This is a genomic window from Burkholderia sp. E168m23 (genome assembly GCF_016586125.1).
In the GTDB taxonomy this organism is placed as follows: Bacteria; Pseudomonadota; Gammaproteobacteria; order Burkholderiales; family Burkholderiaceae; genus Burkholderia; species Burkholderia orbicola.
The window spans coordinates 1-4886 of sequence record NZ_BCPP01000538.1; the positions used below are offsets into that span (position 1 = coordinate 1).

A 4886-nucleotide genomic window follows, 5' to 3' on the forward strand; every position below is an offset into this window, starting at 1 on the left:
CATTGCTTGGCGGATTGTTGTTCGATGGTTGTCAAAGGGTGTGGCCACGCGAATATTGCATCTTGCGCAGCCGTGCGCAACGGTTTTGCGGTGCGAGGACACATTCCTACAGTCGCCGGCTGCATCGCGGAAAGGTGGCGATCGGCAGGCGATGCGACGGCAGGGTGCCGGAGCCCTTTTCGCCGCGAGGCAATGAACGCGCGAGTCAGTCGATGGCGGTCCGCGCGGCGAGCGTAGCGCGTGATGCGCCAGGCGGCTCGCGCCGTCGCGTCGCGCCGACGAGCATGCCGGCGACGACGAGCGAGATGCCCGCGACACGCGTGCCGGTCAGCGTTTCGCCGAACAGTGCGACCGCGAACAGCACGGCCGAAACCGGCGCGACCGCCGTGAACAGGGCCGCCTCGGTGCCGCTCGTGCGGGCCGAACCCGCATACCAGCACAGGTAGCCGAGCACGGTCGGAATCAACGCGTAGTAGACGATCGCCGATACGGCGCCGACGGTCCAGCCGCTCGCCACTGCTTGCCATTCGAACGCGGCCGGCACGAGTGCGAGCACGAAGCCGAGGCCCGACATCGCGGTGGAGAGCGCGAGCGGCGGGACCGGTGCGGCAAGCCGTCGGTTGAGCAGGATGAAGACCGCTTCGCATGCGACGGCCGCCAGCACCAGCGCATCGCCGGCAAGTGTTTGCAGCGACGGCATCGCGTGGCCCGGCGCGAACGTGACGAACAGCACGCCGGCCGTGGCGAGCGCGGCGGCCAGCCAGTCGCGCGGCGTCTGCCGCTCGCGCAGCACGACGGCCGCGATCAGCGTCGACATGGCCGGCAGCGTGCCGAGCATCACACCCGCATCGAGCGGCGACGACAGTTTCGTGCCGCTGATCAGCAGCACCGTATAGCCGACGCCGCCCGCCGCCGCCTGGATGACGAGTAGCACGGCGTCGCGTGCGGAAATGCGCGGCCAGCACATGTGCTGCGCGCGCATCAGCGCGAACAGCAGCGGGGTCGCGATCAGGAAGCGCAGCGCTGTGGCCGCGAACGGCGGCAGGCCGCCGGCCGCGAGACGGCTCGCGATGACGGTGCTGCCGACGCCCGCCATCGCGGCGGCGAGATAGAGATAGCCAATCAGTCGTGTCTTCATGCGTCGCATCGTCGCGTATGGCGGCGGGGCGCGTCTTGAACGAAATTGCAGCGCGAGAGGCATTGAATGCGGTGCGCCGTCGACAGGCCCTGACGCAATAGGTCGTGGCTGCCGTCGAGGTAGCAACCGCCTTTGAATGCACTGCGCCCGGTAGCTCTGCACTGCGCGGGCGATGCGTTGATTATCCTGCCTGCGTGAACCGCCCCGGCGTGATCCCGAACTGGCGTGCGAACGCACGCGTCAGGTGGCTCTGATCGGCGAAGCCGGCTTCGGCCGCGGCATCGGCGATCGGCAGGCCGCTGGCCAGGAGCGCGCGCGCCAGCCGCGTGCGCGACTGAACCAGATAGGCGTGCGGCGTGATGCCGAGCTCGCGCGCAAAGCCGCGCAGCAACTGGAAGCGGCTGACGCCGCTCAGGTCGGCCAGCTCGGCGAGCGACACGGGAGCAGCCGGCGCTGCATCGAGCCGCTCCCGCGCGACGCGGACGGCCGGCGCGACGCCGGCCGCCGGCAGCGTGCGGTTCGCGTGCCGGGCGAGCAAACCGGCGACGAGCATCACGAGCGCTTCGTCGCGGGCCAGCGGCGGGGTTTCGCCTGCGACGATGCGCGCATGCAGCCGACCGACGGCGGCCGTGAGCCGCGCGTCGCGCACGGCCGGATGGGCAAGCTCGACGCCGCCGAGGCCTTCTTCCGCGGCGACGCCCGCGACCAGCCCGGGCGCGAGGTACAGCATCCGCCAGCGCCTGCCGGTGCCGGCCTCGAGCGGCGAGCCGTCGTGCATCTCGCCGGGATTGACCATGATCGCGTCACCCGCCAGCGCGTCGACCTGCCCGCGACCGCTCCACGACCGGTGCGCACCGCTGACGATCACGCCCACCCCGAATTCGTCGTGCGCGTGGCGCGGAAACGCGCGGTCGGATTCGAGGCTGATCGCTTCGATGCCTTCGCCGGTGCGTCGATAGTGGGTGACACGGTGCATGTGCGCTCCTCGCGCCGGTCGCGGCGCGGATCACGTGCACTTTAGCGCGTTCCGGCGCCGCGCGCCCTTCATCCTTTTGGCGGATATCGCGCGGCGCGTGCAGCCGGCACCATGTGCACATCGGCAGCGTACACGGCCCGCCGGGCCTGAAGCTGCATGGGAGACGGCAGGTGGAACGACAGGACCCGGTATTCATTCAGGTTGGCGCGCTCGCGGACGGCTTCGCGCCGGAGGCGAACATCCTCGCCCCCGTCGACGCACTCGTCGGGCGGACGCTGGCGCTTGGCGACGCATCGGGCGCGTGGCGCGTCTATACGTTCGAGCCGGATGCGCTGCAGTGGCGCGATGCGGCGAGCGATACGGGCGGCCGCGCGCCGTGCCGCGTGACGCGGCTGCGCGATGGACTGTACTTCGTCGACTACATCGATGTCACTGCTCGGGCGACGTCGGTCAGCCTCGTGATCGATCTGGACACCGGCGTGTGGACGTCGGTCGTCGGTACGCTGCCGACGGAAGCCGACACGCGCATCGATGCGTTCACGCGCGTCGCGCGCGGGCTGCCGCTGACGGCCGTCGACGTGCAATTCCGGCACGGCACGCTCGGCGGCCACGCGCAGCCGGGGCCGTTGCATGCGCCCACGCACGAGCTGATCGGCAAGCGGACGATGTACCGCTACAGCCCGACCGAATGCTACGAGCACATCTACCTGAACGAGAATTTCTACGCGTGGCAGTGCCTGCAAGGCGTCGAAGGCGGGCTGGCCGATGTCGACCGCTGCCATTACTTCAAGATGGCGGACGAGCTGTATCTGTTCGTGTGGCGCGAGAAAGTGGTGCCGACGCTCGGCGTCGTGCTGATCGACCTCGCGCAGCGCAAGACCGACGGCAAGATCTTCGGCTATCAGGGCGGCGATTTCGGCACGCTGTCGAATTTCCAGATCGGCGCTTACGCGCAAGTGCTGAACGAAACCGTGTACCCGCCCGGCGGCGAGGCGCAGCGATGACTGCCGTGCCGGGCAGCGGTCGCCTGCGGGCGGATTTCGGCGGCCGTGTCGTGCTCGTCACGGGCGCCGCGCAAGGAATCGGCGCGGCGATCGCGCGCCGTTTCGCAGAATCCGACGCGTTCGTCGCCGTGGCCGACCTGAACGGCGACGCGGCAGCCGCGCAGGCCGACGCGCTGGCCAGCGCGGGCGGCGACGCACGCGCGTATCGGGTCGATGCCGCGAGCCGGGGCGACCTGGATGCGCTCGTCGCGGCAGTCGAGCGCGACGGCGGCCGACTCGATGTCGTGATCCACAATGCCGCGTATTTTCCGTTGACGCCGTTCATGCAGATCGACGAGCCGACGCTCGATCGCACGCTGTCGGTCAACCTGTCGGCGCTGTTCTGGCTCGCGCAGGCCGCGTTGCCGGCATTCCAGCGGGCGGGGGCCGGCAGGCTGCTCGTCACGTCGTCGGTGACGGGGCCGCGCGTCGTCTATCCGGGGCTTGCGCATTACGCGGCGTCGAAGGCCGGCGTGAACGGCTTCATCCGGGCGGCGGCGCTGGAGCTGGCGCGCCGCAACGTGACGGTCAACGGCGTCGAACCGGGGATGATTCGCACGCCGGCGGCCGGCAATCTCGGCGACGCGTCGGTCGCGGCGCAGATCGCGCACGACATTCCGCTCGCGCGGATGGGCGAGCCGGAGGACATCGCGAACGCGATGCTGTTTCTCGCGTCGGCCGACGCGGCGTACATCACCGGGCAGACGATCGTCGTCGATGGCGGGGCGACTTTGCCGGAGAGCGGGGCGGTGCTCGGAGAACGATAGCGAGGGGCGGTTCGCAGGGCTGCAGCGACGCTGTGGCGGCATAGGCGCGCGTACCGGGCCGCCGCGGGCCGTGCCGCGCGCCGCCGCCCTGACTACAGCCAGCCGTTGCGGATGAATTCGACGATCGAATAGCGGCGATGCTCGAGATCGTGCTGCCGCACGGCCTCGACGATGCGCGATACGCCGTCCGCATAAGGCGTCTCGCCGGATACGCGCGATTCGAACTGCAGGCTGCATGCACCGTCGTCGATGCGTATCCGGTGAACCGCATGGCGGCCGAGCTGATCGTCGGCGATGGCGAATTCGCTGCGCTGCACGGCCGGGTCGCGCACGGAGCGGATGTCTGCCGGCTGCACGCCGAGCGACGCGGCGATGCCGACGGCTGTGCCGGGGACGGACGTCTTGCCGGCCTGATGCGACTCGGTCACGCTGATCTCGCAGTCGCGAAACAGGTGGCCGCTGGTTTCCAGCATGCTCATGAACTTGAGCATCAGGATGTTCGTGTTCGGACACAGCACGACCGGAAAGCCGTACGTCCCGGTTTCGAGGTCGGAGCCGGTCGACAGCTCGACGAGCGGCGACGCGGTGGCCTGGCAGAACGCGATCGCGGCGGCGAGTTCGCGGCCGGAACCGGCATGGACGACGATCGACCGGGCGTCGGTTCGCGTGGTGTCCGACCAAGGCATCACGCGGTAGGTGGCCGGGTCGAGCTTGTGCGAGCCGAGCAACTCGTTGGCGAGCTTGCCGGTTCCGATGACGAGTACTTGCATGGGATTGACGGGTTGAGGTTCGGGTGGCGAGTGGGCGGCGGCGGTGCAGGCTGTCGAGCAAGCCAGCTGTCGTGCCGCTTGCCGCGCCGGGCGGGCATCGCGCATTATGCCCGTCCGTCGGTTGGCGCGCTGGTCGGGCCGGGCATGTGGTGTCGCGGCGCATCGGCTCGCCGACGCCCTCGGCAGCCCACC

Annotated in this window: 5 protein-coding genes; 2 read left to right on the top strand and 3 right to left on the bottom strand. The window is 69.9% G+C overall.

Annotated features, from left to right (window positions below; translation table 11 throughout):
• Positions 1–205 precede the first annotated feature (205 nt).
• Positions 206–1138, bottom strand: coding sequence for a DMT family transporter (locus JMF90_RS24125; protein WP_012339713.1), 933 nt, complete (start codon positions 1136–1138; stop codon positions 206–208).
• 181 nt (positions 1139–1319) lie between these two features.
• The gene (locus JMF90_RS24130; protein ID WP_011547340.1) at positions 1320–2114 is read right to left on the bottom strand and encodes an AraC family transcriptional regulator; all 795 of its coding nucleotides are present in this window, start codon (positions 2112–2114) and stop codon (positions 1320–1322) included.
• A gap of 170 nt (positions 2115–2284) precedes the next feature.
• On the opposite strand from JMF90_RS24130, the gene JMF90_RS24135 reads away from it, so the two are divergent.
• On the top strand, positions 2285–3118 hold the full coding sequence (locus JMF90_RS24135) for a molybdenum cofactor biosynthesis F family protein (protein ID WP_011547341.1): 834 nt from the start codon (positions 2285–2287) through the stop codon (positions 3116–3118).
• Complete coding sequence (locus JMF90_RS24140; RefSeq protein WP_011547342.1) at positions 3115–3924, top strand: SDR family oxidoreductase; 810 nt, start codon at positions 3115–3117, stop codon at positions 3922–3924. Before JMF90_RS24135 ends, JMF90_RS24140 begins: the two co-directional genes overlap by 4 nt.
• Before the next feature lie 92 nt (positions 3925–4016).
• Here JMF90_RS24140 and JMF90_RS24145 read toward each other — a convergent pair whose 3' ends face one another.
• Positions 4017–4694, bottom strand: coding sequence for a dihydrodipicolinate reductase C-terminal domain-containing protein (locus JMF90_RS24145; protein ID WP_011547343.1), 678 nt, complete (start codon positions 4692–4694; stop codon positions 4017–4019).
• Between the last annotated feature and the right edge of the window lie 192 nt (positions 4695–4886).